The sequence below is a fragment of the Comamonas sp. UBA7528 genome, from assembly GCF_002479375.1.
Taxonomy (GTDB): domain Bacteria; phylum Pseudomonadota; class Gammaproteobacteria; order Burkholderiales; family Burkholderiaceae_C; genus Comamonas.
Map to the genome: position 1 here is coordinate 217069 of NZ_DLMU01000010.1, position 24368 is coordinate 241436.

The following is a 24368-nucleotide window of genomic DNA, read 5'->3' on the forward strand; positions in this document are numbered from 1 at the left end:
CGCCAACCTGCTGCACCGCAGCAGATATGCATATGCACTGCGGCCGGCGCAGGACGTGGTGAAATGCGCAAAACCGTGTGCATGCCAAGCCCGCACTGGCCTGCCGAGCCTCCTCCCCCACGACTTCAGCCACCGCCATGTCTGCTCTCCCCGACTCCGCTGTCACTACCGTCACCGGCGCCTGCCCCCACGACTGCCCGGACACCTGCTCGCTGCGCACCACCGTGATCGACGGTGTGGCCACGCGCGTGCAGGGCAACGCGGACCATCCGCACACCGGCGGCGTGCTCTGCGCCAAGGTCAGCAAGTACACGGAGCGCACCTACCACGCGGACCGGGTCCTCCAGCCGCTCAAGCGCAGCGGCCCCAAAGGCAGCGGCCAGTTCACCCCGGTCAGTTGGGACGAGGCCCTGGGCGACATCGCCCGGCGCCTGCACACGATTGCGCAGCACAACCCCGAAGCCATCCTGCCGTACAGCTACGCCGGCACCATGGGCCAGGTACAAGGCGAAAGCATGGACCGGCGTTTCTTCCACCAGCTGGGCGCCAGTCTGCTGGACCGCACCATCTGCGCCAGCGCCGGCAGCGAGGCCCTGACCGCCACCTACGGCGGCAAGCTGGGCATGCGGGTGGAGTTCTTTGCCGAAAGCCAACTGATCCTGATCTGGGGCAGCAACGCCATCACCAGCAGCCTGCACTTCTGGCGCTATGCCCAGGAGGCCAAGCGCAACGGCGCCAGGCTGGTCTGCATCGACCCGCGCAAGAGCGAGACGGCCGACAAATGCCATGAGCACCTCCAGCTGCTGCCCGGCACCGATGCCGCGCTGGCCCTGGCGCTGATGCACGAGCTGATCCGCAACGACTGGCTGGACCACGACTACATCGCCCGGCACACCCTGGGCTGGGATGCGCTGAAGGCCCGGGCCCTGGAATGGCCGCCCGCACGCGCTGCCGCCGTCTGCGGCCTGCAGGAAGCGCAGATCACGGAACTGGCCCGCGCCTACGGTACCACCCGGCCCGCCGCCATCCGTCTGAACTACGGCATGCAGCGCGCGCGCGGGGGTGGCAACGCCGTGCGCGCCATCGCCTGCCTGCCGGCCCTGGTCGGCGCCTGGCGCCACCGTGCCGGTGGCCTGCTGCTGTCCAGCTCGGGCGTGTCCCCCTTCAACAAGGCGGCGCTGCAGCTGCCGCAGCTGCTGGGTGACCGCCGTCCGCGCACGCTGAACATGAGCACCATCGGCGATGTGCTGCTGCACACCGGAGACGCACACTGGGGGCCCCAGGTCGAGGCCGTGGTGGTCTACAACAGCAACCCCGTGGCCGTGGCCCCGGAGTCGGCCAAGGTAGCCGCCGGTTTTGCCCGCGAGGACCTGTTCACCGTGGTGCTGGAGCATTTCCTGACCGACACCGCCGACCATGCCGACTATGTGCTGCCCGCCACCACGCAGCTGGAGCACTGGGACATCCACGGCAGCTACGGCCACACCGATGTGCTGCTGAACCGTCCGGCCATTGCCCCCGAAGGCCAGGCACGCAGCAATGCGCAGATTTTCAGCGCCCTGGCCGCGCACATGGCCGCGCTCGACCCGGCCTTTTCGGCCCCGCACTTCCAGGCATCCGACGAAGCGCTGTGCCGTGCTGCCGTCGCCCAGACCACGGTGGATTTTGACGCCCTGCTGCAGCACGGCTTTGCCCGCATTCCGCTGGCCGATGCACCGTTTGCCGAAGGCGGCTTTGCCACGCCGTCCGGCAAGTGCGAGTTCGACAACCCGCTGCTGGCCCAGCGGGGCATCAACACCCTGCCGGACTACCTGCCCAACTACGAGACACCGACCGCCGCCTACCCGCTGGCCATGATCTCGCCCCCGGCACGCAATTTTCTGAACAGCAGCTTTGCGAACGTGGCCAGCCTGCAGCGCATGGAAGAACGCCCGCTGCTGGAGCTGCATCCGGAGGATGCCGCCACGCGCGGCATTGCCGACGGCGATGCCCTGCGCGTCTTCAACGCCAGGGGCGAACATGTCTGCCATGCCAGCCTGAACGGCCGCGCCCGTGCCGGCGTGGTGGTGGGGTTGGGCCTGTGGTGGCGCAAGCACGGCGCCAACGGCACGAATGTGAACGAGCTGACGCACCAGCAACTGACCGACATCGGCCGCGCGCCCTGCTTCTACGACTGTGCCGTGCAGGTCGAGCGGCTGGCGTAACGCACCGCAGCGGGCACGGGTGCTTCGGGGCATTCACGTTGCCAAAGCGCCTGCGGGCTGGGGCAGCGGCCTCAGTCCTCTCCCATCGTCTGGAACTGCTGCACCAGAAAATCCAGCAGTGCCCGCACCGCCGGCAACTGACCCCGGCGCGAGGCATAGACAGCGTGGATGATTTCCACACGCGGGGCCCAGCCCGGCAGCACCTGCACCAGGGCGCCGCTGTCCAGCTCGGCCTGGATGAACATGCGGGGCAGCTGCACCACGCCCGCGCCCTGCAAGGCCGCATCGCGCAGCGCCAGCATGGACTGGGTCACCAGCCGGGGCTGGTGGCGCACCTCGGCGCGCTCTCCCCCCGGCCCCAACAGCACCCAGCGGTGGGTCTCCTGGGGCAGCCCCATCTCCAGGCTGGGCCAGTGCGATAAGTCCATGGGGCCTGCGGCCTGGCCGCACTGCGCCAGCAGTGCCGGGCTGGCCACCAGGCACTGGCGCCGCTCGGCCAGGGTGCGCAGCACCAGATCGCTGTCCTGCAGCGGGGGCGGGCGCACGCGGATGGCCAGGTCCAGCCCTTCGGCCACCACATCCACGCGGCGGTTGGTTTCGTCCACCTGCAGCTGCACGCGTGGATGCAGCGCCATGAACGCCCCCAGCATCTTGCCCACCTGGGCCGCCAGCAGGGCCACCGGGCAACTCATGCGCACCACGCCGCAGGGCTCGGCATGGGTGATGGCCACGGACTCCTCGGCCGCCTCGGCCTCGGTCAGCATGGCGCGGCAGTGCTCGTGGTAGCGCTTGCCCACCTCGGTCACCGCAAAGCTGCGGGTGGAGCGCAGCAGCAACTGGGCGCCCAGGCGTTCTTCCAGCTGGGCAATGCGGCGGCTGAGCTTGGATTTGGGGATGCCCAGGGCGCGGCTGGCGGGCGCAAAGCCGCCGTGCTCGACCACCAGGGCGAAGTAGTACAGATCGTTGAGGTCGGGCAGTTTCATCGTTTCAAAAATAGAACGCTGCAGTGATTTTTTGCAGTCTACCGCGAACATCGTTCTGATTCCATACTTCACCCATGTTCAACGCACCGCTGGCAGACCCAAGCTGCCGCGGTCCAGACCAAGGAGAGAGCGCCATGCTGAAGAAGATTCTGGGTGTATACGACGGCCCCCGTCCCCACTGGGTGGGCAATGGCTTCCCGGTGCGCTCGCTGTTCAGCTACGGCGACCACGGCCGCGCCCTCAGCCCGTTTCTGCTGCTGGACCATGCCGGCCCGCACCAGTTCACGCCCACCACCGGCCGCCGCGGCGTCGGCACCCACCCGCACCGGGGCTTCGAGACCGTGACCATCGTCTACGACGGTGAAGTCGCCCACCGCGACTCCACCGGCGCCGGCGGCACCATCGGCCCGGGTGATGTGCAGTGGATGACGGCCGCCTCGGGCATCCTGCACGAGGAGTACCACTCCGAAGCCTATGCCGCACAGGGCGGCGCCTTCGAGATGGTGCAGCTGTGGGTCAATCTGCCGGCCAGGGACAAGCTGTCCGCCCCCGGCTACCAGACCCTGCTGAACGCCGACATTCCCCGCGTGGCACTGCCCGACGGTGCCGGCTCGGTGCGCGTGATTGCCGGTGACTTTGCCGCCGCCCACGGACCGGCCCGCACGTTCACCCCCATCAATGTGTGGGATGTGCGCCTGAACGCCGGTGCCAGCACGCAGCTGCATGCCCAGCCCGGCCACACGCTGGCTTTGGTGGTGCTGCACGGCACGGTGATGGTCAATGGCCAGGACGTGGTGCGTGCCGGCCAGTTGGTGCACATGGACCGTGCCGACGATATGGTCCAGCTGGAGGCCAACAACGAAGTCACGCTGCTGTGGCTGTCGGGTGAGCCCATTGACGAGCCCGTGGTCGGCCATGGCCCGTTCGTGATGAACACCGAGGCCGAGATTGACCAGGCCTTGGACGACTTCCGCAACGGCCGCTTCGGGCGCATGCCTGCGGCCGAACGCAGCCCTGGCGCCACCCTGGCCCACTGACCATCCATTTTTCCTCCGGCGGGCCCGCCCGCCGGATTCTTTCCCCTCCCCCCGCTCCCAAGGAGACTCCCATGAGCAAAAAGCCTTACGTTCGCCTCGACAAAGACAATGCCGCCGTGCTGCTGGTGGACCACCAGACCGGCCTGCTGTCCCTGGTGCGCGACATCGACCCGGACAAGTTCAAGAACAATGTCCTGGCCCTGGCTGACATGGCGGAATACTTCAAGCTGCCCACCATCCTGACCACCAGCTTTGAAACCGGCCCCAATGGCCCGCTGGTGCCCGAGCTGAAGGAAAAATTCCCCACCGCTCCTTATATTGCCCGCCCTGGCCAGATCAACGCCTGGGACAACGAAGATTTCGTCAAGGCCGTCAAGGCCACCGGCAAGAAGCAGCTGATCATCGCCGGCGTGGTGACCGAAGTCTGCGTGGCCTTCCCGGTGCTGTCGGCCCTGGAAGAAGGTTTCGAGGTGTTCGTCATCGCCGATGCCTCGGGCACCTTCAACAGCATGACCCAGCAGGCCGCCTGGAGCCGCATGGAGCAGGCCGGTGCCCAGCTGATGACCTGGTTCGGCGCGGCCTGCGAACTGCACCGCGACTGGCGCAATGACATCGAGGGTCTGGGCCAGCTGTTCAGCAACCACATCCCCGACTACCGTAACCTGATCCACAGCTACACCACGCTGACCGCCGGCAAGTAAGCCACGGCCACACCCGAGGCGGCCTTCCCCCTCCACCCAGCGCGCAGGAGCCAGCGTTACTGCGCGCTGGGTCCTGTTCCGCTGGCCGCAGGCCCTCTGGTGCCTATGCCGCGCGCTGCAGCGGCACGGCGGCCTCGGTGTCCATGGTGCAGTGCGCAGGGGTGGCCTCTTCCTGCAGGTGCTCGCGCGCATAGCTCTCGCCCCAGTGGCGCATGGCCAGCAGCACCGGTTGCAGCGTCTGGCCCAGCGCGGTCAGCGCGTAGTCCACGCGCGGCGGCACTTCGGCGTGCACGGTGCGCTCCACAATGCCGGCCTCTTCCAGCTCGCGCAGCTGCAGCGTCAGCATGCGCTGGGTGATGCCGCCGATCTGGCGGCCCAGCTCGCTGAAGCGTTTTTTGCCATGCAGCAGATGGAACAGGATGATGGGCTTCCAGGTGCCCCCCATCACGGACAGCGTCACCTCCACGGCGCAGCCGCTCTTGCGATTCAAACGTTTCATCACGGTCCTCCTGGGTGGTGCGGGACAGGCATGCCGCAGCCCGGCAGCGTAGCGCCAGGCCCGCACCGGCGCATTACTTACATTTTTAATACTACCCCACAAATATGTCGGTTCTGGCGCCTGCAGCCGCTGCATTGCACCATACACCCCATCGTATTTCTCACCCAAGGATTGCCATGAAAGCCATGCACATTGCCGCCCCCGGCGGCCTCGACCACCTGGTCCCCGTGGAACTGCCCGCTGCCGCCGCGCCTGCCGCTGGCGAAATCCAGGTGCGCGTGCACGCCAGCTCGCTCAACTACCACGACCTGCTGGTCGCCAGCCGCCCCGGCGCCACGGCCGACGGCCGCATTCCCATGGCCGACGGCGCGGGCGTGGTCACCGCCGTGGGCGCGGGCGTGACGGAGTTCGCTGTGGGAGATGCCGTGGTCTCCACCTTCTTCCCACAATGGCTGGCCGGCCGCCATGTCCCGTCCGACTTCAAGCTGGTGCCCGGCGACGGCGTGGACGGCTTTGCGCGTGAATCCATCACCCTGCCGGCCACCGCCTTCACCCACGCCCCCCAGGGCTGGAGCCATGAAGAAGCCTCCACCCTCACCACGGCCGGCCTGACGGCCTGGCGCGCCCTGGTGGTGGACGGCCGCCTGCAGGCCGGCCAGACCGTGCTGGTGCTGGGCACAGGTGGGGTCTCCATTTTTGCGCTGCAAATGGCCAAGAGCATGGGCGCGCGCGTGATTGCCACCACCTCCAGCAGCGCCAAGGCCGAACAGCTCAAGGCCCTGGGCGCCGACGTGGTCATCAACTACCGGGAACAGCCCGAATGGGGCAATGCCGTGCTGGCCGCCACCGGCGGGCGCGGTGCGGACATCGTGGTGGAAGTGGGCGGCCCCGGCACGCTGCCGCAGTCCATCCGCGCCTGCGCGCCCGGCGGCCACATTGCGCTGATCGGGGTGCTCACCGGTTTTGCCGGTGCCGTGCCCACGGCGGAGATGATGGGCAAGCAGCAAACCCTCAAAGGCCTGATCGTGGGCAGCCGCGAACACCAGCAGGACATGGTGCGTGCGCTGGAACAGTTTGCCTGGAAGCCGGTCATCGACAGCCGCTACCCGCTGGAGCAATTGCCCGCCGCCTTTGCCCACCAGCAATCCGGCCAGCACTTCGGCAAGATCGTGGTGCACTGCTGATCTGCCACTCCACCCCGGCCGCCTGCGGGCACGCTGCCGGGGTGGGCTGCGGGCGACGGGGGTGCCCTCGGCGGCAGGGCATGTCCCGTGCGCGTGACCATACCTGCATCCGCGCTGCGCACCCGGCTGCAGCCCAATGCCGCACCGGCGTGGCGGCAAGCCGACACCGCTCGTCGCCAGTCCCCCGCATAATCCGTTCATCGGCGGGGACTCTGTTCCGCAGACACGGCCCAGGTCGCTCCGCCCCCGCACACGCTGCCTGCCGCAGCCTCCGCCGGGCTACCGTGTAGCCGCTTTTTGACGGGCAGGACCTCCGCACTGCCCCTGCGCCATGGACTTACGCCGCCTCATCCTGGGCCTGACACTGTGCAGCGCCCTTCTGCCGTTTGCCAACACCTTCTACGCGGGCTATACGGTGCAGCGCCAGCAGCTGATCGACACCACCCAGGACAGCAATGCCGCCTACGCCCGCAAGCTCGCCAAGAGCACCGACGATTTTCTGCAGTCCGCGCTGCAGCAGCTGGCATATACGGCCAAGCTGCTGGCCGAGCACATGGACGACGAGCACCAGCTGATCGACGAAGCCACCCGCCTGCGCCTGCAGACCCAAAGCTTCAATTCCATCACCATCTACAACCCGCTGGGCACGGTGCTGGCCACCTCGCCAGAGACGTTGCAGATCAAGGGCAAGACACTGACCAGCACCGCTGTGCAGGACTCGCTGCGCACGCAGGGCCCGGTGATCAGCCAGGCTTTTATGTCCACGGCAGGCAATCTGATCATCTTTCTATCCCAGCCGATTTTTTCCGCCCAGGGCGACTACCTGGGTGCCGTGGGCGGCAGCATCTACCTGAAGCAGGAAAGCATGCTGGACAAGCTGCTAGGCGAGCATTTCTACGAAGACGGCTCCTACCTGTACGTGGTGGACAAGGCCAAGCGCATCATCTACCACCCCCAGAGCCAGCGCGTGGGCGACACGGTCACCGGCAACGCAGCCATCGACCAGGTGCTCAGCGGCCATTCGGGTCGCATTGCCGTCACCAACAGCCAGGGCGTACCCATGCTGGCCGGCTACGCGCCCGTGCCGTCCGCGGGCTGGGGCATCGTGGCCCAGCGCCCGCAAAGCGCCACCCTGGCACCGCTGGATGCGCTGATGCGCACCATGCTCTACAAGACACTGCCGCTGACCGTGCTGCTGCTGCTGCTGATCTGGTGGGGCGCACGCCGCATCGCCCAGCCGCTGCGCCAGCTGGCCAATGGCGCCCACACCATGGACCGCCCGGAGACAGCACAGACCATCCAGTCCGTCCAGTCCTGGTATTACGAGGCGCAGGAGCTGAAGAAGGCCTTGCTGGTCGGCCTGGGCCTGCTGCACAAGAACATCACCAAGCTGCGCCAGGATGTGCACACCGACCCGCTGACCGGCTTGGGCAACCGCCGTCACCTGGATGCGGCCCTGGTCAGCTTTGCCGCCAACCGCACGCCGTTTGCGGTGCTGGCCATCGACATCGACCATTTCAAGAAGGTGAACGACAGCTTCGGCCACCAGGTGGGCGACACCGTGCTCAAGCACCTGGCCCTGCAGATGCGCGATGTCTCCCGCATTGACGACCTGCCCTGCCGCGTGGGCGGTGAAGAGTTCGTGATCCTGCTGCCCGGTGCGCCCCGCCACATTGCCGCCCAGGTGGCCGAACGCCTGCGCCTGCTGGTGGAAACCACCGAGCTGCCCAATGTGGGCCACATCACCATTTCGCAAGGCGTCTCCAGCTGGCCCGATGGCAGCACCGACATGCCCACGGTCTTCAAGCAGGCCGACGACATGCTCTACGCCGCCAAGCGTGCCGGTCGCAATCGGGTGGAAGTCTTCATGCCGGGCAAGAAAGTGGCGGAGACCGTCTAGGTCGCGCGTCCTGGGCGCTGCGGGCTTTCGTGCGCAGCGCCTGCGTCCCTGCGGCGGTGCGCCCATTGAAAAACGCTTTGCAGCCCCGCCAGATCGGAGCATGCACACCCTGGCGCCACCGCACCTCCCAGGCCTGCGGCTGCAAAGAATTTTTCAAACGTGCCACCACACGGCTGCGCGCTCCAGCGCCCATGGCATCAGGCCTTGCCCCTCAATCCAGCTGCACACCCGCCCGCTGGATGATCTCGCCCCAGCGCCGCGCCTCTTCCCGTGCCTGGGCGTAGAACTGGGTGGGGCTGCCAGCCAGCGCATCCATGCCCAGTTCCTTGAGCCGCAGCGCCACGGCAGGACTGGCCAGGGCGCGGTTCAGCTCGGCATTGAGCCGCTCGACCACCGCCGTGGGAATGCCGGCCGGGCCCAACACGCCCTGGAAGGCATAGACCTCGGCACCGCTCACCCCCGCTTCGGCCAGCGTGGGCACGTTGGGCAGCGCGGCCAGCCGCTGGGCCGAGCCGCTGGCCAGCGGCCGCACCTTGCCGGTCTGCATCAGCGGCAGGCCGGCAGCCAGGTCCAGAAACATGCACGGCACCTGCCCGCCCATCACATCCGCCACGGCAGGGGCCGCGCCCTTGTAGGGCACATGGGTCAGCTGTGCCCCGGTGCGCTGCTTGAACAGCTCCATGGCCAGGTGGTGGGGGGAGCCATTGCCCGGTGAGGCGTAATGGATGCCGCCCGGCTGGGCCTGGGCCCGCTCCAGCAGCTGGGCCACGGTCTGCACCGGAAACGCCGGGTTCACCACCAGCACCAGCGGAAAGCGGCTGATACCGCCGATGTAGCTGAAGTCGCGGGCCGGCTCGAACGGCAGCTTGCGAAACAGGTGTTCGTTGAAGGCCAGCACCGCGTTGTCGGCGGACATCAGGGTGTAGCCGTCCGCCCGCGCCGTGGCCACCTGGTGGGCCGCGATGTTGGTGGAGGCTCCGGGCTTGTTCTCGATCACGATGGGCTGGCCCAGCACGGGGCGCATGGCCTCGGCCACGGTGCGGGCCAGCACATCGGTGCCGCCGCCCGGCGGGTAGGGCACCAGCCACCGGATGCTCTGGCGCGGCCAGCCGGAGGGGCCGGGTGCAGCGGTCTGCGCCAGCGCCCGTGTACCCCAAAGTCCGCTGGCCGCCACCGCTGCGGTGCCGGCCAGCCACTGTCTGCGATCCATGTTCTGCCTCCTGTGGGCGGCGGAAGCCGCCCTGACCTCCATGCTGCCGCAATCCGCGCGGGCCCGTCGCCCGCGCTTGCCGCTATTGCGCGGGCGTCTTTTTTGCGCCAGAAGCGCCCGCAGCGCCGCCCGGCGTCCTGCTCCCCCATGCCACCGGCTGTACGTCAAAGCCCTGTGCCGCCAGCAACGCAGGCAGGCCTTGGGGACCGACCAGGTGCATGGCGCCCACGGCCACAAACAGGGTGTGGCCGGCACGCAGCTGCTCGGCAATGGCACTGGCCATGCCCGGGTTTCGGCCGTCGATCAGGCGGGCGTAATCGGCGCGCTCCTGCGCCGTGTTCAGGCAGTTGCACCACTGCGGGTAGCGTTCGAGCTGGCGCACATCGCCATCGGCCCAGGCCTGTACCAGGCGCGCAAGTTGCTGTGACGCATCCGCGCGCTCCAGCTGGCGCAAGCCGCTGTCCACACTGCGCTGCACCTCGGCCGGGTCGTCGGACACCAGCTCACGCAGTTGGGTTTCCGGGGTTTCCAGCCCGATCACCGGCTTGCCCTGGGCATGGGCCGCACCGGCCAGCACCAGATCCACTCCCAGCTGCGGATCCAGCCCCTGGTGGCGACCCACCATGGTCAGCAGCGTGACCAACTGGGCCTCGGGCCGCAGCGGTGCCAGGGCCTCGGGCATGCAGGCCGCCTGCAGCTGGCGGTCCAGTCGTTGCTGCAGCGCCGGCGGCAGCGGCGGTGCCCCCTTGCGGGCGCGCAGACCTTCGGTCAAGGCCTGGAGCACGGCCGGGTCCAGCAGATTCAGCTCCAGCGCCAGGCGGTCCACGCCCATCAGCGCCCGGATGGTGCGGGGACCGGGCATCATCCATTCGAGCTTGTTGACGTGGATAGTGCCGTACAGCCAGCTGGTGCGGCCGCCATGCTCCAGCTTCCAGAGCATGCCGCGGTCGCGCGCATGGCGCTGCAACAGCACCAGCTCCTGCTGGCTGGGCGCCACCAGCGTGGGCGGGCAGCCCTGCGCAGCAGGGGCCGGTTTGCCGGACGGAGGCGCTGCAGCCTGTGCCAGCCCCCAGCCTGCGCCCCATGCCAGCAGCGCGGCCGCCAAGCGGCTTTTCCAGGGAGACCGCATCGGGTGGCCGTGCTGCATGCGCTGACGGTCCCTTTCTGGCTTATTCGTCATCGGCACCATCACCCCGATCGGCACCGGGCGGCACCACGTTCTGGTCGATGGCACCAAACAGGCTGGCCCCGTCCTTGCCCTTCATCTCGATGCGGATGGTGTCGCCGAACTTCATGAATTCGGTCTGCGGCGCCCCGTCCTGGATGGTTTCGATGCAGCGCTTCTCGGCAATGCAGCTGTAGCCCTTGGGCCATTCCATGCGCTTGGCCTTGCCCTTGCCGGTTTCCACCCCGGGGTTGCTGACCGTGCCGCTGCCAATGATAGAGCCGGCACGCACATTGCGCGTCTTGCAGATGTGGGCAATCAGCTGGCCGAAGTGGAAGGTCATGTCCTCACCGGCATCGCACATGCCCACCTTGCGGCCGTTCCAGGTGGATTGCAGCGTCAGGTGCAGGCGGCCGTTCTTCCAGCTGTCGCCCAGCTCGTCCAGCGTCACCGCCACCGGGCTGAAGGCCGTGGCCGGCTTGGCCTGGAAAAAACCGAAGCCCTTGGCCAGCTCGTTGGGAATGAGGTTGCGCAGGCTCACATCGTTGGCCAGCATCACCAGGCGAATACCGTCCAGCGCCTGGGCCGGCGTGCTGCCCATGGGCACATCGGTGGTGACCACGGCGATTTCGGCCTCGAAGTCGATGCCCATGGCCTCGCTGGGCACCACGATGTCATCGCACGGCCCGATGAAATCATCGCTGCCGCCCTGGTACATCAGCGGGTCGGTGTAGAAGTTGGCCGGCACCTCCGCATTGCGCGCCTTGCGCACCAGCTCCACATGGTTGATGTAGGCCGAGCCGTCGGCCCACTGGTAGGCGCGCGGCAGCGGCGCCATGCACTGCTGGGGATCGAACGGGAAGGCATGCGGGGCCTTGCCGTGGTTGAGCTGGTGGTAGAGGTCCTGCAGCTGCGGGGCCAGAAAAGCCCAGTCATCGAGCACCTGCTGCATCCGGCTGGCGATGCCAGTCGCATAATGGGCCAGCCGCAGATCGCGCGAGACGACGACCAGTTGGCCGTCACGGGAACCATCTTTGTAGGTGGCGAGTTTCATTGGCCTGTGCCTCCATGCCGCAGACCGCTGCGGTCTGCCAGAATTACGTTCAGTGAAATGGATTTAACTAAACAAAAATTCTAGTGCAATGGACAAGGAACGCGCGGGCATCCAATCGGTGGAAGTGGGCTTCACCCTGCTGCAGGCACTGGCCGGCGCAGGGCGCGCGCTGATGCTCAAGGACCTGGCAGGCACCGCTGGTATGAGTGCCGCCAAAGCCCACCGCTACCTGGTGAGCTTTTTGCGCCTGGACCTGGTGGTGCAGGACGCACGCGGCCGCTACGACCTGGGCCCGGCCGCCCTCCACCTGGGCCTGGCTACGCTGCAGCGCCAGGACCCGGTGCGCCTGGCCCGCGAACGCCTGCCGGCACTGCAGGCGCAGATTCCGCACACGCTGGCCCTGGCCGTCTGGGGCAACCGCGGCCCCACCCTGGTGCACTGGGAACCCAGCCCCCAGGCTGCGGTGGCCCATCTGCGCCTGGGCGATGTGATGCCCTTGCTCAGCTCTGCCACCGGCCGCTGCTTTGCCGCCTGGATGCCGCCCGCCCTCACCGCACCGCTGCTGGCCGCCGAACTGCAGCAGGCCTGCAGCAGCGCACGCAACGACCTCCCCCGCACCGATGCCGCACTGCAGCAACTGCTGGCCGGCATACGCCAGCAGGGCTGCGCCCGTGTGATCGACACCCTGCTGCCGGGCACAGCGGCATTCTGCGCCCCGGTGTTCAACGCCAGCGGCCACCTGGCACTGGGCATCCTCAGCCTGGGAGCGACGGCCGCTTTCGACACCGCCTGGGGCGGCAGCGTGCACACCCCGCTGCAGTCCATGGCGCAGCAGCTGTCGCACGACCTCGGCCACCGCGCCACGGCGTTACCCGCACACCCCACGCCCACGGCGGCCGGTTGAAAGGTCCGACCATGCGCCGCCGCATCCTGGTGATTCTGCTGCTGACCGTGGCGGTGGGCGCGGCCCACTGGTGGCTGCTGAACGATCTCCCCTGGGGGCAGACCACCGCCCAAGCGCCCGCCCCTGACGCTGCGCCGGTGTTCGACACCCGCAGCATTGCGCCGCCCCCGCCCCCACCACCTCCGCCCCCCAAGCCCGCCCCGGCACCCAAGCCACGCCCTCCGGCGCCAGCCCCCCAGCCGGCTCCACCGCCTGCGCCGGAACCCGTATCGGAGCCCGTGGCAGCGCCCGAGCCGGCGCCGGACGCCATGCCGGAGCCTGCGGTGAACAATGCCGCCGCCGGAGCCGCGCCGGTGCCTGCCGAAGCCGCACCGTCCACCACGACCGCGCCGGCGGACGACGAAGACGACGAGGACAGCGCCAGCCCACAGCCGGGCAACGCCAATGCCCCGCCACAAGGCATCAGCCTGCGCGCCGCCCCCGGTCAGCCACGGCAGACCGATCTGGCCTACCAGACGCCACCGGCCCAACAGCTGGTGTTCCAGGTACAGGGCCAGGTCAAGGGCTTCAGCTACAGCGCCAGCGCCAGGCTGCGGTGGCAGCCCCAAGGCCCGTCCTACCAGGCCAGCCAGGAGATCAGTGCCTTCCTGCTGGGCACACGCTCCCAGGCCAGCCGCGGGCAGATCACCGCCAGCGGCCTGCAACCCGACCGCTTCGAAGACCGGGCGCGCAAGAAGCTGCGTGCTGCCAGCATGGACTGGGTCGCCGGCTTGGCACGTTTCGAGCCCGAAGCTCCGCTGGCCCGCATCGCCCCCGGCACGCAGGACCGGCTCAGCGTGTTCCTGCAGCTGGCCGGCCTGCTGGCCGCCGCGCCGCAGCGCTACCCCGCCGGCGCTGAAATCACCCTGCCCACGGCCAGCACCAAGGCCGTGGAGCCCTGGACCTTCCAGATGCACGGCGCCGAGCCACTGGAGCTGCCAGGCGGCGCGCTGGACACGCTGCGCCTTGAACGCCTGCCGCGCAACGGCCGCGACCAGAAAGCCGAGCTCTGGCTGGCGCCGGCACTGGGCTATCTGCCGGTGCGCATCCGGTTGAGCGAAAGCAATGGCGACTACGCCGACCTGCGGCTGCAATCCCACAGCAGCCCTTGAATACCGCCCACAAGGGTGTTGTCCAAGCATCCTGCGCGCCGGGGCATTTCCATGGAATACTGGGCCTGTGACGACCGGACCAAGGGACTCCCCCTTGAAACCGCCGCCACGGCGGCCATCTAGAGCCTGCAACAGGCAACAGGAGGTGCTATTTATGCAAATGCTTTACGACTCGGATTCCTTTGTGGTCCTGCACATGCAGCCCGAGCTGGAGACACCCTCCGCCATCACCCTCGCCGACGGCAAGACCCCGGCACCTCCCATGCCCCGCCACGGCTTCGAAATCGTGGACAAACGCTCGGGCAAGGAGGTCTACCTGGACGGCTCCTGGGCCGAGATGTTTCAGAAAGTCATCCTGGAGTGGCAGCGTGAATCGCCCACCCAGGAAGAAGTCGAGGACACGCTGGAGCTGTATTCCGGCCTGGCCCAGAACCCGGTGCTGGTGCACTGACCCCTGATTCCACCTCCCCCCAAGGCCGCACCAGCGGCCTTTTTTGCGCCCGGCACCCGGCCTGCGGCGAAGGCACCGACCCTGTCCGCAACGCGTTTATCGTGGGCAACGCCTGCACACAGGACTCAGGGTTACTACCATGACGGGAGCGGCAAGCGGCCCGCCTGGGGTTCGCAGGCATGGCGCGGTGCCCACCCTGACTCCCCCATGCACCTCACCACGTCCCCCTCCCTGATTGCGGCAGCCTGCGCCCTGTGCTGCGCCGCTGCCTCCGCCCAGACCCCGACCGCAGACGCGGTCATGGCCACCACCGAAGTGCGCTCTGCGGCCGGCAGCCCCAGCCTGCAGGCCCTGCCCACCTCCGCCACCGTGCTCGACGGCGAAGCCCTGCGCGACCGCCAGCTGCAGGTCAACCTGTCCGAAAGCCTGGCCAGTGTGCCCGGCCTGCAGATCAAGAACCGCCAGAACTACGCCCAGGATCTGCAGCTGTCCGTGCGCGGCTACGGTGCGCGCTCCACCTTCGGCCTGCGCGGCGTGCGCCTGTATGTGGACGGCATTCCCGCCACCATGCCAGACGGCCAGGGTTCGCTCTCGCACATCGACATTGCCAGCCTGGAGCGCGTGGAAGTGCTGCGCGGCCCGTACTCGGCGCTGTATGGCAACTCAGCCGGCGGCGTGGTCAGCATGTACACCGAAACCCCGACCGGCGCCCCCAGCGTCGAAGGCGGTTTCGCCGTGGGCAGCAACGGCCAGAAGCGCCTGTCGGCCAAGGCCAGCGGCCAGACGGCCCAGGGCCTGAGCTATGTGCTCAGCGCCAGCCGCTTTCTCACCGATGGCTACCGCGACCACAGCGCCGCCGACCGCAACATCGCCAATGCCAAGCTGAGCACCGCCATCGGTGACGATGCACAGCTGACCATCGTCGCCAACACCATGGAATCGGATGCACAGGACCCCCAGGGCCTGACCTGGAAGCAGTACCAGGCCGATCCACGCCGCGCCTCCTACCGCGCCGACAACGGCCAGGCCGTGGCCGAGCTGTACAACACCCGCAAATCGCTGAAGCAGACCCAGGTGGGAGCCACCTACGAACGCCGCCTGGACGCCGTCAACAGCTTCGCGCTGACCACCTATGCCGGCCACCGCTCCATGGTGCAGTACCAGTCCACTCCAGTTAACAACCAAAGACCTGCTCGTCAGGCTGGCGCCGTCATTGACATGGCCCGTGACTATGCAGGTATGGATGCCCGCTGGACGGGGAAATTCAGCGAGGCTCCCGTACCTGTCACAGTGACTGCGGGGTTGGCGGTGGACTACACGCAGGAAGACCGTCAAGGATATGAAAACTTTATTGGCAGTCAGCTAGGTGTCAAAGGCGCTCTGCGCCGTGACGAAAAAAACACCTTCTACAACATCGACCCTTATGTCCAAGCCACTTGGAAGCTAGCCCCCCAACTCGCGTTGGATACAGGTTTGCGATTCAGCTCCGTCAAATACAAAATTGACGACCGCTACACAGCGCCAGCTAACTCTGCCGTGCCTGGCGATGAACCCAACGTGGACGACTCCGGCAGCTCATCCCAACACAAGGCATTGCCTGTCGCGGCACTGTCCTATCTGATTACCCCCGATCAAACCTTGTATGCAAGCGTTGGCCGCGGCTTTGAAACACCGACCTTTGCCGAACTGTCCTACCGCAACGACGGCAGTGGCATGAATAGCGCGCTGCAGCCCAGCGTCAGCACCCAGTACGAAGTGGGCTACCGCCAGCGCCTGAACGGCGCGCTGAAGGGCAGCTGGAGCGCCGCGCTGTTCCAGTCCCGCACCAGCGACGAAATCGTCAGCGACCGCAACGACAATGGCCGCACCACCTACCGCAATGCCGGTGACACCCGCCGCCAGGGCGTGGAGCTGCAGGCCGACCTGCGCCTGACGCCGCAGCTGCAGCTGCAAGCCGCCTACACCTACCTGGACGCCACGTTCCGCCAGGCATCGGGCGCTGCCGCGGCCGGCAATTTCCTGCCCGGCCTGGCCAAGCAGCACCTGTGGCTGGGGCTGGACTACCGCATCACCCCCGAGTGGACGGCGGGCGTGTCCGCCGAGCACATGGGCAAGGTGTTTGTGAACGACGCCAACAGCGAAGCCGCCCCCAGCTACACCATGGCCGCCGCCAGCGTGGGCTACCGCAAGGTCATGGGCCCCTGGACCCTGCGTGCATTCGCCCGCGTGGACAACCTGTTTGACCGCCAGTATGTGGGCTCGGTCATCGTCAACGACGGCAATAGCCGCTACTACGAAGCCGCTCCCGGCCGCAACTGGAGCACCGGAGTGAACCTGGCCTACAGCTTCTGAGCCTGCACCACCGCCCAACCACAGCACATGGCCACAGTCCCGATCTCGGGGCTGTGGCTTTTTTCATGGCGCCCGTATTTATCAGGATGCCGGTCGGCATGCCAGTGCCAAATAATCATTCAGATATTCAGGCAGGCATTCTTTCATTCCTTAAATCAGAATAATTAACCAAACATTAAGCATGCTATTTTTCTGAGAATATCGCTGCGCCAATCGATTTATTCTCGCGCCCATTGCCGATAATCGGGTGCGACACGCCTTCACTCTTCATAGCACGCCAAGCACAACCCTGCTGGATCCTCACTGAATCCGGCGCCTCCATCGCGCCCTCCGCAGCCACCCGCGACACACCCCGCCATTTGCACGGCGAGGTGTTGATGTCCTGGGTGGCTGATTTTCATGGCAATGAAAAATGCATTATTTGGCTGATGCACATCAACGCGGCAGCGCATGATTTTATTTTTATGACATGCAGTGAAGGCAATATCACCCCACCACCTTATCCCGCGTGGAGAAAATGGCATGAAAATCACCTACAAATATGGCCTTATCCCCCTGGCAGCCGTGCTGGGCGTGTGCTGGCACCTGGCCACCGCCGCCGTGCAGGAACACGCCCCCGCCCCTGCACCCCAGGTCATTGACGACCTGCCCGCCGATTACGCCGCCGATCTGACGGCCGAGCAGCGCACCCTGGTGGAGCGTGGCCGCTATGTGGCCCGTCTGGGCGACTGCGTGGCCTGCCACACCGGCAGCAAGACCGCCCCCATGGCCGGCGGCCTGGCGCTGGAGACGCCTTTCGGCAAGCTCTATTCCACCAACATCACACCCGACAAGACCACCGGCATGGGCGGCTACAGCTTTGCGCAGTTCGACCGCGCCATGCGCAAGGGCGTGGCGGCCGACGGCCGCAACCTCTACCCGGCCATGCCCTACCCCTCCTACGCCAAGATGACGGAGGACGACATGCAGGCCCTGTATGCCTACCTGATGCAGGGTGTGACGCCGGTGCAGGCAGCGAACCAGCCGTCGGAGATGGGCTTCCCCTTCAACCAACGCTGGGGCCTGTCGTTGTGGAACTGGCTGTTCCTGGACGACACCCCCTTCCAGCCCCAGGCTGGCCAGAGCGCCGAATGGAACCGCGGCGCCTACCTGGTCCAGGGCCTGGGCCACTGCGGCGCCTGCCACACCCCGCGCGGCATCGCTTTCCAGGAAAAGACCATGACCGGCGAAGGCCAGAATGGCCCGCTGTTCCTGGCCGGCGAAACCGTGGAAGGCTGGCGCGCACTGAGCCTGCGCGACCTGTGGACGCCGCAGGAAACCGCCGAGCTGCTGAAGACCGGGCGCAACCGCCATGGCTCGGTCTCCGGCAACATGGTGGACGTGGTGCAGCACAGCACCCAGTACATGAGCGACGGCGATCTGCTGGCCATCGGCACCTACCTCAAGGCCCTGCCGGCCGGCAAGAACGACCTGCCCATGCAGGTGGCCCAGGGCCCGGCGCCGGTGATCGCCATTCCCGCACGCAGCGTGGGCAGCACCGAGGCGCTGGCCACCACGGCCTCCGCGCACTACAACGTGCCGGCCGACCTGTACCGCACACGCGGCGGCCTGGGCTATCTGCAGTTCTGCGCGGACTGCCACCGCTCGGACGGCGCGGGCGTGGACGGCATCTTCCCGCCGCTGGCCGGCAACCGCTCGCTGCAGTCGGACAACGCCAGCACGCTGATCCACATCATGCTGACCGGCTGGACCACCCCCGTGACCCAGGCCCACAGCCGCCCGCTGACCATGCCGGCCTTCGCCCAGCTGGGCAACCAGGAGATTGCCGATATCCTGAACTTCACCCGCCGCAACTGGGGCCGCAAGGATGCGCCCGAGGTCCAGGCCAAGGACGTGCAGTCGCTGCGCAAGACGCTGGACGCCAAGGGCGAGAACAGCCGCCCCTTCGAAACCCCGCGCCTGGCCAGCATGCTGGACGAGAAGAACGCCGACCAGCTGGTCTATGGCGCGCGCCTGAACATCGAAACGCGGGACCTGCTGCCCAAGAACGTGGGCAATGCGCTGAACTGCGCCAGCTGCCACCTGAACGCAGGCACCGTGGCCGACGGCTCGCCCTACATCGGCATCTCGGCCTTCTTCCCCAGCTACGCGCCGCGCGCCGGCCGGGTGATCACGCTGGAAGACCGCATCAACGGTTGCTTCCTGCGTTCCATGAACGGCAAGCCGCTGCCGCTGGACTCGGACGAGATGAAGGCCATGGTCGCGCTGTTTGACTGGATGCGCAACGAGACCAAGCCCGAAGACAAGGTCGAAGGCCGGGGCGTGGGCAAGATCAGCCAGCAGATCATTCCGAATGCGGAAAACGGCAAGCAGATCTACACCCAGCAGTGCGCGCTGTGCCACGGCGCCGACGGCGAAGGCATCAAGAACGCCAAGGGCCAGTGGGTCTATCCGCCGCTGTGGGGCGATGAGTCCTTCAACATCGGCGCCGGTCTGGCCCGCACCTATACCGCCGCCGCCTTTGTGAAGCGCAACATGCCCATCGCCTTCCACGGCAACTTCCCGCTGGGCCAGGGCGGCCTCTCCGACCAGGACGCCGTGGACGTGGCCGAGTACTTCAGCCACCAGCCGCGCCCGGACTTTGCACCCAAGCTCAAGGACTGGCCCAACGGCAAGAAACCTGCCGATGCACGGTACTGATTAGCACATCGGATCCATCCGGTACCGCCCATGTCCGCATGGGCTTCCCGCCGCACAGCCTTCGGGCTGCTGCGGCTTTTTTGCGCCGCGGGCGACGCCATGTCTCACCGTGCAGCGTGGTATTCAGCCCCGCGGAGCTGACAACGCCTCAATGCGACGGATACAGGCGCCGGTACATCGGCGCCACCAGCAGCAGCACGGCAATCAGGCGGCACACCTGGAAGGCGGTGACCACCGGCACCCCCAGCTGCAGCACCTTGGCGGTGATGGCCATCTCGGCAATGCCGCCAGGGGAAGTCCCCAGCACCAGCGTGACCCAAGGCAGGCCTGTGGCCCAGTGCAGCAGCCAGGCAAAACCGGCACACACGACCATCAGGCCCACCGTGCCCACGGCCACCGAACCCAGCCACTGCGGTGCGGCACGCAGGAATTCCCGCCGAAAGCGCACGCCCAGGCTGACCCCGATCACCAGCTGCGCCGCATTCACCCAGCTGACCGGCAGCGCCGACAGCTGCACATCGGCCACCGTCAGCCCGACGGATACGCCCAGCGCCCCCAGGAACCAGGGGTTGGGCCGGCCGGTGCGCTGCATCAGCGCCACCCCGCACAGCGTCAATCCCGCCAGCAGCGCCAGGCCCAGAGGCTGCACGGTGCGGATGGCGGCCGGCATCAGGTCGGGCAGTGGCTGCGCCCCCAGCCACTGCAGCGCAAACGGAATGCTGACCGTGACGATCACCAGCCGCAGACTGTGGCTGGCGGCCACCAGGTCGGTGCGAGCATGTTCGCGCTCGGCCAGCAAGGTCATCTCGGATGCCGCGCCAATGGCCCCGGCAAAGTAGGCCGTGGCGCGCAGCTGCGGCGCCGGCACCTGGGGCATGCGGGCGGCATTGTGCCGGTACAGCCAGGCGCTGAAAGCCCAGCCCAGCAGCAGCGCCCAGACAATGCCCAGGCCGATGGCCCACCACAGGCTGCCCACCATGCGCGCCACCTGAGGCGTGAAGTACAGACCCAGCGCCGTGCCCATGGTCCACTGGCCCAGGTTGCGCAGCACGTTCCAGCTGACCGTGGGGGCGCCGGTCATGGAGCACAGGGCCGTGGCCAGCAGCGGCCCGATCATCCAGGGCAGCGGGGTGTGCAGCGCCGTACACAGCAGTGCGGCGGCCCAGGCCAGGGCCAGGGTCAGCGCCGCGCGGGTCGCAAAATTCAGTCGGGGCATGGAAGGTAGGCGGGGCGAAAAGCAGCCCCGGCGCAGGGCGTGCATGCCCAGGCATGCAGCGCGCGGGGTGGCGAAAGCAACAAAGCGCCCAGTATCACCGGCTTGTGCGCTGCAGCAAATTTTCCGCCGAATTGTTCTCTAGCGCCCGCACCTTGGCTACAGGCAGCTATCAAAACCCAAGTACGCCGTCCCTTCGCTGTCGCACGTGCAGCAGGGCGGGCCCTGCACGGCGGGGCTCAGCCCCCGCGCCGCGCCGCCATTTCACGCCCCATGGCCTGCTGGCCCGCCGCGTCCACCAGTTGCCGGGCCGCGGGGTAGACCTGCCCTTCCTCGTGCCGGATGTGGTCGGCATACAGACCCGCAAAGCGCTGCAACAGCGCCTGGTCCGCCGCCGAAAAAGCCTGCTGCACCCCGCCGGCCAGTGCCTGCAGCGGCATACGGGCCTGGGCCCAGCAGGCGGCCATGGCCACGTGGTCACGCTGCAGCTGGCGCACCACGGCCTGGGTGCCGGCGTCGGTGCCGGGCTGCAGCAAGGGCGGGAAGATGTGCAGCTCCTCGTCCTCATGGTGCAGGGGCGCGGCCACATCGAAATAGCGCAGCACATCGCGCGCGGCCTGGCGGGCGCTGTCGTCCACGCCCTGTTCGGCCAGGTAGGTCTGCAGGCGCTGCAGCAGATCCAGGGTGCGCTGCACCCGCTCATGGCAGGCGCCCAGCATCTCGAACGGCTGGTCAAAGCCCGCACCGGGGGAGCGCAGGCCGGGCAGGGCCACACGGCTGGTCATGGTTTCATCCTTCGGGGCGGATGCAATCCGCCGCTGTCCGCCATGGTGCACAAAAAAACGGCGGCTACATTGATGCAAGCCGCCGTTCGTGTCGACAAGCCCACTGCATGCAGGGGCTTCACCGCGGGCCTGGGCTTAGCCGCAGCTGCCCAGGTGACCGCAGGAGGTGCAGTACTCGCAGCCATCCTTGCGGATCATGGCATGGGCACCGCATTCGGGGCACTTCTTGCCGGCCATCAGCTGGGCGCCGGCCTTGTCACTGTGCTGCTCGTGCACGCTGGGGGTCACGGCTTCCTGCGCATCGGTCAGCGCCAGTTGCAGCTGCTCGGGCGAGCGGGCGCGCTCGGCCAGGATCTGCTGGATGGCGTAGGCGATGGCCGCCACTTCCGAGTCGTGCCACATGGGCACGCGGGCACCGTCGGGGCGCTCGAACGTGCCCAGACGCACCGGGCCGCGGTCCCAGACCACCTTGCGCATGTCTTCCAGCGCACGCTCCAGGAAGCCGCCGCGTGCAGCCAGCGACAGCAGGCGCATGCTGGAGGTGATCCATTGCTGCGATTCTCCGTTCTGGCCCACGGGCATGAAGAACTCGATGGCACGGTCCACGGTACCGCCTTCGGGGCGCTCCACGGGCAGGAAGGAGACGATCAGGTACAGGCGCTTCTGGCCTTCCTGGGTCCAGTACTCGATCTTGTCGGTCACGGCCGACAGCGAACCCTTGGGACGGCTTTCGATCACCGTGCGCATGGGATCGACCAAGGCCTGCACTTCTTCCTTGGCGGGAGCGGCAGCAGGCTTGGCCTCTTCCTTGGGCTTGGTGGTTTCCAGCACCGCACCCAGGATGGAGTTGGGACGGTAGGTGGCACAGCCCTTGAGGCCGGCCTTCCAGGCGCCCAGGTACAGGTTCTTGAAGTCCTCGAAGGGGTAGTCTTCGGGGATGTTCACAGTCTTGGAGATCGAGGTGTCGATGAAGGGCTGCACCACCTGCATCATGGCGATGTGGTCGGCCGCGCTCATCTCCAGGGCCGAGACGAAGTACTCGGGCAGCTGGTTCACGTCACCGCCCATGGCGTTGTACAGGCGCCAGGCGTGGTCTTCCACCGTGTACTCGCTGGTGGAGCCGTCGGCCTCGCGCTTGCGGCGGGTGTAGGTCCAGGAGAACGGCGGCTCGATACCGTTGGAGGCATTGTCGGCAAAGGCCAGCGACACCGTGCCCGTGGGCGCGATGGACAGCAGGTGGCTGTTGCGGATGCCGTGCTTCTTGATGGCATCCTGCAGGGCCTTGGGCAGGCGGCTGGCGAACGTACCTGCCTTCAGATAGCCCTTGGCGTCGAACTTGGGGAACGCGCCCTTTTCCTTGGCCAGCTCCACCGAAGCGGCGTAGGCGGCGTTGCGCATCACTTCGGTGATGCGGGCGCCCATGTCGCGGCCTTCGGGGCTGTCATAGCGCAGCTTCAGCATGCACAGGGTGTTGCCCATGCCGGTGAAGCCCACGCCGATGCGGCGCTTGGCCATGGCTTCGTCGCGCTGCTGGGGCAGCGGCCAGAAGGTGGCATCCAGCACGTTGTCCAGCATGCGCACTTCCGTCGCCACCACTTCTTCAAAGGCGGCGAAGTCGAACTCGGCCGTGCCGTGGATGCCGAAGGGGTTCTTGACGAAGCGCGTCAGGATGATGGGGCCCAGATCGCAGCAGCCGTAGGACGGCAGGGGCTGCTCGCCACAGGGGTTGGTGGCGTTGATGGTTTCGCAATACGACAGGTTGTTGTCGGTATTGATGTTGTCGATGAACAGAATGCCGGGTTCGGCGAAGTCGTAGGCCGACTTCATGATGCTGTCCCACATGGCGCGGGCCTTGACGGTCTTGTAGACCCACTGGCCGTCGGCACGCTGGTGGGCGCCCTTGGCGATCAGGCCGGCACCGGGCTTGGCGCCATGCACCAGTTCCCAGTCGGCGTCCTGTTCGACGGCCTGCATGAAGCCGCCGGTCACGCCCACGGACACGTTGAAGTTGTTCCAGCGGCCCGGGGTGCGCTTGGCCGTGATGAATTCCTGCACATCGGGGTGGTCGATGCGCAGCACGCCCATCTGGGCTCCACGGCGGGCACCGGCCGACTCCACGGTGGAGCAGGACTGGTCGAACACATTGATGTAGCTGCAGGGGCCGGAAGCCATGGAGGCCGTGCCCTTCACCTCGGCACCACGGGGGCGGATGCGCGAGAAGTCATAGCCCACACCACCGCCGCGGCGCATGGTTTCGGCCGCTTCGCGCAGCGCTTCGTAGATGCCGGGGAAACCTTCGTCGTCCACACCCTGGATGCAATCGCCCACGGGCTGCACGAAGCAGTTGATCAGCGTGGCCTGGATGTTGGTGCCCGCGGCACTCATGATGCGGCCGGCGCCGATGCCGCCGGCACGCAGGTTCTGCAGGAAACGGGCTTCCTGCGCGGCGCGCTGGTCTTCGTTCTCGACCGAGGCCAGCGAACGGGCCACACGGCGGAACAGGTCTTCCATGCCGGATTCACCGGCCTTGAGGTACTTTTCCTTCAGCACGTCCAGGCTGATGGGTTGTTCCGTCAAACCGTTTTGTGCAGCCACGTTCATGTCTTCGCGCTTCATTGTTTTCCACACCCTTTAGGGGATCTGCAAGCCGGGGGGCCGCAGCCATTGCCAATCCAAAATAACCGTCAAATTCTGTCCATCATGCCCCAAGTTTTGGGCTCCTACATCTGCGAATCCATACAGGGCGCAGGGGCCGCTTCCGGTCGCCACGTACCATTTTTGCAACGCAGCGGCGCAGCCTGCTCACAGCGGAGCACGCGGGGCAAACAAGGGGGAATGAACGAGAAAAAGCCCTGCATCCGGCCAGCTGAAGGCA

At 67.2% G+C, this 24368-nt stretch carries 19 protein-coding genes; 10 read left to right on the plus strand and 9 right to left on the minus strand.

Annotated features, from left to right (window positions below; genetic code table 11):
- Positions 1–137 precede the first annotated feature (137 nt).
- Entirely contained in the window at positions 138–2204 is a 2067-nt protein-coding gene (locus B3349_RS13985) for a molybdopterin-containing oxidoreductase family protein (RefSeq protein WP_291589538.1), read from the plus strand.
- Between the two features lie 71 nt (positions 2205–2275).
- Here the strand turns inward: B3349_RS13985 and B3349_RS13990 are convergent, their stop codons facing one another.
- Positions 2276–3187, minus strand: a complete 912-nt coding sequence (locus B3349_RS13990; protein WP_291589540.1) for a LysR family transcriptional regulator — start codon at positions 3185–3187, stop codon at positions 2276–2278.
- 134 nt (positions 3188–3321) lie between these two features.
- On the opposite strand from B3349_RS13990, the gene B3349_RS13995 reads away from it, so the two are divergent.
- Complete coding sequence (locus tag B3349_RS13995) at positions 3322–4224, plus strand: pirin family protein (RefSeq protein WP_291589543.1); 903 nt, start codon at positions 3322–3324, stop codon at positions 4222–4224.
- A gap of 71 nt (positions 4225–4295) precedes the next feature.
- Positions 4296–4925, plus strand: a complete 630-nt coding sequence (gene ycaC, locus B3349_RS14000) for an isochorismate family cysteine hydrolase YcaC (protein WP_066541200.1) — start codon at positions 4296–4298, stop codon at positions 4923–4925.
- 103 nt (positions 4926–5028) lie between these two features.
- On the opposite strand, the gene B3349_RS14005 is transcribed toward ycaC, so the two are convergent.
- Positions 5029–5424 carry a winged helix-turn-helix transcriptional regulator gene (locus B3349_RS14005; protein WP_291589546.1) on the minus strand — a complete coding sequence of 132 codons (396 nt, stop codon included), beginning with the start codon at positions 5422–5424 and terminating at the stop codon, positions 5029–5031.
- Positions 5425–5600: 176 nt separating this feature from the next.
- On the opposite strand from B3349_RS14005, the gene B3349_RS14010 reads away from it, so the two are divergent.
- Both B3349_RS14010 and B3349_RS14015 read left to right on the plus strand, forming a co-directional pair.
- Complete coding sequence (locus tag B3349_RS14010) at positions 5601–6608, plus strand: zinc-dependent alcohol dehydrogenase family protein (protein ID WP_291589547.1); 1008 nt, start codon at positions 5601–5603, stop codon at positions 6606–6608.
- 331 nt (positions 6609–6939) lie between these two features.
- A complete protein-coding gene (locus tag B3349_RS14015) occupies positions 6940–8508 on the plus strand; it encodes a sensor domain-containing diguanylate cyclase (protein WP_291589549.1) in 1569 nt (522 codons plus the stop codon).
- Between the two features lie 211 nt (positions 8509–8719).
- Here B3349_RS14015 and B3349_RS14020 read toward each other — a convergent pair whose 3' ends face one another.
- The 3 genes from B3349_RS14020 to B3349_RS14030 all read right to left on the minus strand — a co-directional run bounded on the left by B3349_RS14020 (position 8720) and on the right by B3349_RS14030 (position 11937).
- Entirely contained in the window at positions 8720–9718 is a 999-nt protein-coding gene (locus B3349_RS14020; RefSeq protein WP_291589551.1) for a Bug family tripartite tricarboxylate transporter substrate binding protein, read from the minus strand.
- 82 nt (positions 9719–9800) lie between these two features.
- Complete coding sequence (locus B3349_RS14025) at positions 9801–10823, minus strand: TraB/GumN family protein (RefSeq protein WP_291589553.1); 1023 nt, start codon at positions 10821–10823, stop codon at positions 9801–9803.
- Between the two features lie 64 nt (positions 10824–10887).
- Positions 10888–11937, minus strand: coding sequence for a fumarylacetoacetate hydrolase family protein (locus B3349_RS14030; protein WP_066541209.1), 1050 nt, complete (start codon positions 11935–11937; stop codon positions 10888–10890).
- Positions 11938–12025: 88 nt separating this feature from the next.
- Here B3349_RS14030 and B3349_RS14035 point away from each other — a divergent pair, with 88 nt between their 5' ends.
- From B3349_RS14035 to B3349_RS14050, 4 genes are all read left to right on the plus strand, one after another.
- A complete protein-coding gene (locus B3349_RS14035; RefSeq protein ID WP_291589556.1) occupies positions 12026–12841 on the plus strand; it encodes an IclR family transcriptional regulator in 816 nt (271 codons plus the stop codon).
- An 11-nt stretch (positions 12842–12852) separates the two neighbouring features.
- A complete protein-coding gene (locus B3349_RS14040; protein ID WP_291589558.1) occupies positions 12853–13992 on the plus strand; it encodes a DUF3108 domain-containing protein in 1140 nt (379 codons plus the stop codon).
- A gap of 154 nt (positions 13993–14146) precedes the next feature.
- Positions 14147–14443, plus strand: a complete 297-nt coding sequence (locus B3349_RS14045) for a BTH_I0359 family protein (protein WP_066541219.1) — start codon at positions 14147–14149, stop codon at positions 14441–14443.
- A gap of 207 nt (positions 14444–14650) precedes the next feature.
- Entirely contained in the window at positions 14651–16795 is a 2145-nt protein-coding gene (locus tag B3349_RS14050; protein ID WP_291589560.1) for a TonB-dependent receptor family protein, read from the plus strand.
- A gap of 260 nt (positions 16796–17055) precedes the next feature.
- Here the strand turns inward: B3349_RS14050 and B3349_RS14055 are convergent, their stop codons facing one another.
- Positions 17056–17319 (minus strand): hypothetical protein, encoded by a 264-nt coding sequence (locus tag B3349_RS14055; protein ID WP_291589562.1) that lies wholly within the window; start codon positions 17317–17319, stop codon positions 17056–17058.
- Here B3349_RS14055 and B3349_RS14060 point away from each other — a divergent pair.
- Positions 17318–19495, plus strand: a complete 2178-nt coding sequence (locus B3349_RS14060) for a c-type cytochrome (RefSeq protein WP_291589564.1) — start codon at positions 17318–17320, stop codon at positions 19493–19495. The genes B3349_RS14055 and B3349_RS14060 overlap by 2 nt on opposite strands.
- Before the next feature lie 148 nt (positions 19496–19643).
- Here the strand turns inward: B3349_RS14060 and B3349_RS14065 are convergent, their stop codons facing one another.
- The 3 genes from B3349_RS14065 to B3349_RS14075 form a co-directional block, all read right to left on the minus strand.
- Positions 19644–20711 carry an AbrB family protein gene (locus B3349_RS14065; protein ID WP_280057953.1) on the minus strand — a complete coding sequence of 356 codons (1068 nt, stop codon included), beginning with the start codon at positions 20709–20711 and terminating at the stop codon, positions 19644–19646.
- Between the two features lie 236 nt (positions 20712–20947).
- Entirely contained in the window at positions 20948–21493 is a 546-nt protein-coding gene (locus B3349_RS14070) for a hemerythrin domain-containing protein (RefSeq protein WP_218334138.1), read from the minus strand.
- A gap of 135 nt (positions 21494–21628) precedes the next feature.
- Positions 21629–24109, minus strand: coding sequence for an adenosylcobalamin-dependent ribonucleoside-diphosphate reductase (locus B3349_RS14075; RefSeq protein ID WP_291589568.1), 2481 nt, complete (start codon positions 24107–24109; stop codon positions 21629–21631).
- Between the last annotated feature and the right edge of the window lie 259 nt (positions 24110–24368).

Excerpts from the sequence above, each read along its gene's own strand:
- B3349_RS13985 (WP_291589538.1), top strand. The coding sequence starts at position 138 with ATGTCTGCTCTCCCCGACTCCGCTGTCACTACCGTCACCGGCGCCTGC.
- B3349_RS13990 (WP_291589540.1), bottom strand. The coding sequence starts at position 3,187 with ATGAAACTGCCCGACCTCAACGATCTGTACTACTTCGCCCTGGTGGTC.
- B3349_RS13995 (WP_291589543.1), top strand. The coding sequence starts at position 3,322 with ATGCTGAAGAAGATTCTGGGTGTATACGACGGCCCCCGTCCCCACTGG.
- ycaC (WP_066541200.1), top strand. The coding sequence starts at position 4,296 with ATGAGCAAAAAGCCTTACGTTCGCCTCGACAAAGACAATGCCGCCGTG.
- B3349_RS14005 (WP_291589546.1), bottom strand. The coding sequence starts at position 5,424 with ATGAAACGTTTGAATCGCAAGAGCGGCTGCGCCGTGGAGGTGACGCTG.
- B3349_RS14010 (WP_291589547.1), top strand. The coding sequence starts at position 5,601 with ATGAAAGCCATGCACATTGCCGCCCCCGGCGGCCTCGACCACCTGGTC.
- B3349_RS14015 (WP_291589549.1), top strand. The coding sequence starts at position 6,940 with ATGGACTTACGCCGCCTCATCCTGGGCCTGACACTGTGCAGCGCCCTT.
- B3349_RS14020 (WP_291589551.1), bottom strand. The coding sequence starts at position 9,718 with ATGGATCGCAGACAGTGGCTGGCCGGCACCGCAGCGGTGGCGGCCAGC.
- B3349_RS14030 (WP_066541209.1), bottom strand. The coding sequence starts at position 11,937 with ATGAAACTCGCCACCTACAAAGATGGTTCCCGTGACGGCCAACTGGTC.
- B3349_RS14035 (WP_291589556.1), top strand. The coding sequence starts at position 12,026 with ATGGACAAGGAACGCGCGGGCATCCAATCGGTGGAAGTGGGCTTCACC.
- B3349_RS14040 (WP_291589558.1), top strand. The coding sequence starts at position 12,853 with ATGCGCCGCCGCATCCTGGTGATTCTGCTGCTGACCGTGGCGGTGGGC.
- B3349_RS14045 (WP_066541219.1), top strand. The coding sequence starts at position 14,147 with ATGCAAATGCTTTACGACTCGGATTCCTTTGTGGTCCTGCACATGCAG.
- B3349_RS14050 (WP_291589560.1), top strand. The coding sequence starts at position 14,651 with ATGCACCTCACCACGTCCCCCTCCCTGATTGCGGCAGCCTGCGCCCTG.
- B3349_RS14060 (WP_291589564.1), top strand. The coding sequence starts at position 17,318 with ATGAAAATCACCTACAAATATGGCCTTATCCCCCTGGCAGCCGTGCTG.
- B3349_RS14055 (WP_291589562.1), bottom strand. The coding sequence starts at position 17,319 with ATGCCATTTTCTCCACGCGGGATAAGGTGGTGGGGTGATATTGCCTTC.
- B3349_RS14065 (WP_280057953.1), bottom strand. The coding sequence starts at position 20,711 with ATGCCCCGACTGAATTTTGCGACCCGCGCGGCGCTGACCCTGGCCCTG.
- B3349_RS14070 (WP_218334138.1), bottom strand. The coding sequence starts at position 21,493 with ATGACCAGCCGTGTGGCCCTGCCCGGCCTGCGCTCCCCCGGTGCGGGC.
- B3349_RS14075 (WP_291589568.1), bottom strand. The coding sequence starts at position 24,109 with ATGAAGCGCGAAGACATGAACGTGGCTGCACAAAACGGTTTGACGGAA.